Genomic DNA, 3,664 nt, shown 5'->3' with positions numbered 1-3,664 from the left:
TGCCAAGTTAACCGCTTTCCAAATCTGCTCGTGCAAATCCGGCCATTTTTCAAAATGTTCGGCCTTAAAAAAATCGGCCCACAATGTTACCAGCTGTTCCTCGCAAATATCGGCGTGTTTTTCTTTAACGTGCACGCACCTGATAAAGTTATTTCTATCTTTCAGGGTTGGCTTGTCCATCGGAATTGCTTCCATAACCTCGACCATCCGCCCGATCGTATGAGCCGCCATAAGAAGCGTATTGGTTTCGTAAATACCGCAGGGGATATCACAGTGAGCCAAAGCTATTTGGGGTTTTAAAACAAAATCTAAAACGCGAAGAATCACCATATTACTAATATATCACACAAGCCTACTATCGCTTTACGAGAAACTTTTTCTCAAAACCAAAAGAACTAGGTAAAAGCTTTTTGGCAGAAAGATAACCAAAAACATTAGTCATCAATATAAAGGAAGCGGCTATCCCAAGTGCAAAGATTGACCTCTCAAGCATCACAACCGGAATCAGCCCTGTCCAAACAACGGCAGGTAAACTAAAGGCCCAAATCCAAATTGCTCCACCTACTGCATGGGCCGTAAAGGTAGCGGCCAGAGATCTTGCCAAAAGCGACTTCTGGCGAAATTTCCAAAGCAATAGGGGAATGGTCCAAAATAAACTGTAAAACCAAACGGACCGCCCCACAGGGTGAAGGTTAAAAGAAATAATCGCAAGAACCGGAATCAAAAGACTCAATCTGTCGCGTCGTGCAAATACCCAAACAGCAAAAAGGGTAGGTAACAGGCGAATAATAACGCTTTTGTCGATTGCCGTACCGCCAACAAGAATATTAACTATCTGCGTTGCCAAAACCGAAATTATTCCAAGTGGTGTTCCCAAAAACGCACCGGCAATTGGCCCAAACAAATCAAAAAGGGTAAAGTTAACTTTCGCACCGGCAAGAACATTTACAGGGATTTGAAGCGCGACAAACCCCAAAACAACAAAAGCTAAAACGAAAATTATTTTCTGTTTCATATTCTTTTAATGTCATTCCGAACTCGCTTCGGAATCTTTAGATCCTGAACCAAGTTCAGGATGACAGACATATGATATCACCAGCCGGGTATAAAGCCGCCGGAAACTTCTATGTTGGCACCATTTATATAACTATTCTCAGGTGAAATCAAGAACATAAGAGCGCGGACCACATCTGCCCCTGTCGCCGGACGGCCGGAAGGAAAATCGTTTTTGCCGAAAATATCCGCTTTCATTGAAGCCGGTGAAATCATGTTTATCCTTATTCCGTTTTGGGCTTCTTCAGCCGCCATCACCTTTGTTAAAACATAAACCCCGGTCTTACCCAAAAAGTATGGTGTGGACATTTCCCGAATAATCAAACGTTCACATCCAACTGCTCCAATATTAATAACCAAACCGGATTTTTGCTTTCGCATCAATGGCAAAATCGCGCGTGAAGTATAAAGTGTCGAATATAAATTCGATTCGATCATGTCGCGAAACTGCGCGTTTGTTGTCTTTCCAAATTCTTTGAAAATAAAATTACCCACGTTGTTAACCAAGAGGTCTACTCTACCAAGCCTCTTTATAATCTCACCAAACATTTTCTCGACGTCGTCTTCATCGGTAACATCCGCTTTCACCATAATTGATTTAGGAGAAGCTTTTCTAATCTCGGCCAGTAATTTTTTAGCGTCGTCTGCGCTACTGTGATAATGGAGAACCAGAGTATAACCGTCGCGAGCCAGCGCTTTGGCAATATCGGCACCCAGCCCCTTAGCAGAACCCGTAACAACCGCAACTTTCATGAGAGAATTATATAGCAAAAAGTGTGCCACTGCTCATCACCACCGTAAAGAGGCTCTAGTTGACGGGGGGGGGTAGAAAATAAATTACTATACTAAGTATACTACAAATTTGTAGCACAATTTTGTGATCCACTTCATAACAAAAAGAGTCGCCAATAGCTTGCTTAGGATGAAATTTTTAGCATCACTAATTTTCATCCCTCTCGTAGTTCTGGCCATTGCCTTGTTCACCCCGCCAAAAGCATATGCAGCGACATCACCGACTCTCAGTGGGGCATCGGGTTACTCTGTTCTTGGTGGTTTTGAAGTGACCAATACCGGGACTACCACAGCGAGTGGAGCCGTGGGTGTCAGTCCGGGTGTTTCTATTACTGGCCAAGCTACACTTACAGCGGGAGGCGGGATACATGTGAATGATGCGAGCGCCATAGCGGCTCAGGCCGACAGACTAATTGCGTATGGTACGCTTAACGCAGGGGCGAACGCGGACGCGAATTGTATTAATCCTGCTACTGGTCTTGCTGGTATTGCTCCAGATGCAACAGATCTGCGCGGCCTCTCTCTTATACCGGGTCTTTATTGTTCCGCCGGTTCCTTCTTGCTGACTAATGGCGCCGGTACTGACCTCACCCTTTCCGGGTCGACGGGTGTCTGGGTTTTTAAAACAGTCTCAACGCTCATTGTATCAAACGCTTCATCTGTCACCGGCGGCGACCCTTGTAACGTCTGGTGGAGGATTGGTAGCGCTGCGACTCTTGGTACGACCACTTCGTTTTTAGGAAATATTGTAACGGGCGATGTTGCCGATACCACCGCCTTGCAAACCGGCGCAACCTTGAACGGTCGAGTTTTAGCGGGGGATGCTCACACGGTAGCGTTGGATGGCAACACCATTAGTCTGACCTGTTCCGCGGCTGCCTCTAGCTCATCGAGTTCAACATCAACCTCTTCTTCGGGTACTACCGATTGTCCGCCCCTAAGCAGCGGTATAAATACACCAATCATCATAAGCTCAAACAGGGTTAGCCCCACGAGTATTTTTCTCAGCTGGGGTCCATATTCGGGGACAGATACGTTTATCATTCAATATGGTTTTTCAAACGGGAATTGGCAATATAGTACCAACGTTACGGGGTTCTCAACTACCATAGGTGGGCTTCCCGCGGGTCAGCCCATTTGGGTTCGAATCGCGGCCAGAAACAATTGTTCGATAGGAATTTTTGGGCTATCAAGGCTTGTCGGGGGACCGCTCCTGCCAAATACTGGGTTTGTGCCCGGTAGGAACGATATTCACCGGTACGCTCCGGCCGGCATCGGTATTACAATTTTGGGCTTCTTTGTTTTAAGAAAACGCGGATTATCATCTGGGAATTGAAGGTTTACGCTTGGCGCCCACTGCTATTAATTACTTTCGCGCTGTTCGCTCTATTGTTTCTTTTTCACCTTACTCGAGTTAGCCCTGTACCTCAAAACCAAGTAGTAACCAAGGCCTCTTCGGTGTCACCGGCGCGTCTTACGATACCCGCAATCGGCGTTAATGCCGCCGTTCAGCAGGTAGGGGTTAATTCTAAGGGTGAAATGGAGACTCCAAGCAATACGGTTGACGTCGGGTGGTTTAAGATTGGATCGCGTCCGGGGGAAAAGGGCAGCGCGGTTATTTCCGGACACTTTGACGGGGAAAATGGTGAAACGGGGGTATTTACTAATTTGCATAAGCTAAAGAAGGGCGACAAATTGTACATCGAAGACGGCAGCGGAACATCTATTGCTTTTATAGTTCGCGAAAGCCGTACCTATGCTCCAGGCTACGCGGAGGAAGTATTTAGCTCAAACGACAGTGCTCATCTTAATCTTATTA

General features: G+C 46.2%; 5 protein-coding genes. 2 read left to right on the top strand and 3 right to left on the bottom strand.

What is annotated here, in order from left to right; genetic code table 11:
• The 3 genes from sodN to Q7S57_04750 all read right to left on the bottom strand — a co-directional run.
• A partial coding sequence (gene sodN, locus Q7S57_04760) for a superoxide dismutase, Ni (protein MDO8512560.1) occupies positions 1–330 on the bottom strand: 330 nt, incomplete at its 3' end.
• Positions 331–355: 25 nt separating this feature from the next.
• Positions 356–1,015: a hypothetical protein gene (locus tag Q7S57_04755; GenBank protein MDO8512559.1), complete on the bottom strand. Its 660-nt coding sequence runs from the start codon at positions 1,013–1,015 to the stop codon at positions 356–358.
• 77 nt (positions 1,016–1,092) lie between these two features.
• Positions 1,093–1,806, bottom strand: a complete 714-nt coding sequence (locus Q7S57_04750; GenBank protein ID MDO8512558.1) for an SDR family oxidoreductase — start codon at positions 1,804–1,806, stop codon at positions 1,093–1,095.
• Positions 1,807–1,975: 169 nt separating this feature from the next.
• On the opposite strand from Q7S57_04750, the gene Q7S57_04745 reads away from it, so the two are divergent.
• Together Q7S57_04745 and Q7S57_04740 are read left to right on the top strand one after the other, a co-directional pair.
• The gene (locus Q7S57_04745) at positions 1,976–3,181 is read left to right on the top strand and encodes an ice-binding family protein (GenBank protein MDO8512557.1); all 1,206 of its coding nucleotides are present in this window, start codon (positions 1,976–1,978) and stop codon (positions 3,179–3,181) included.
• Positions 3,178–3,664 (top strand): class F sortase (locus Q7S57_04740; protein MDO8512556.1); only part of this gene is annotated, 487 nt, incomplete at its 3' end. The genes Q7S57_04745 and Q7S57_04740, both read left to right, overlap by 4 nt.

It is taken from the genome of bacterium (assembly GCA_030647555.1).
In the GTDB taxonomy this organism is placed as follows: Bacteria; Patescibacteriota; Andersenbacteria; order UBA10190; family CAIZMI01; genus CAIZMI01.
This window is presented reverse-complemented; position numbering and strand designations above follow the sequence as displayed.

Bases quoted from the DNA above. Each gene is read 5' to 3' on its own strand.
- Q7S57_04745 (MDO8512557.1), top strand. From the start codon at position 1,976: ATGAAATTTTTAGCATCACTAATTTTCATCCCTCTCGTAGTTCTGGCC.
- Q7S57_04750 (MDO8512558.1), bottom strand. From the start codon at position 1,806: ATGAAAGTTGCGGTTGTTACGGGTTCTGCTAAGGGGCTGGGTGCCGAT.
- Q7S57_04755 (MDO8512559.1), bottom strand. From the start codon at position 1,015: ATGAAACAGAAAATAATTTTCGTTTTAGCTTTTGTTGTTTTGGGGTTT.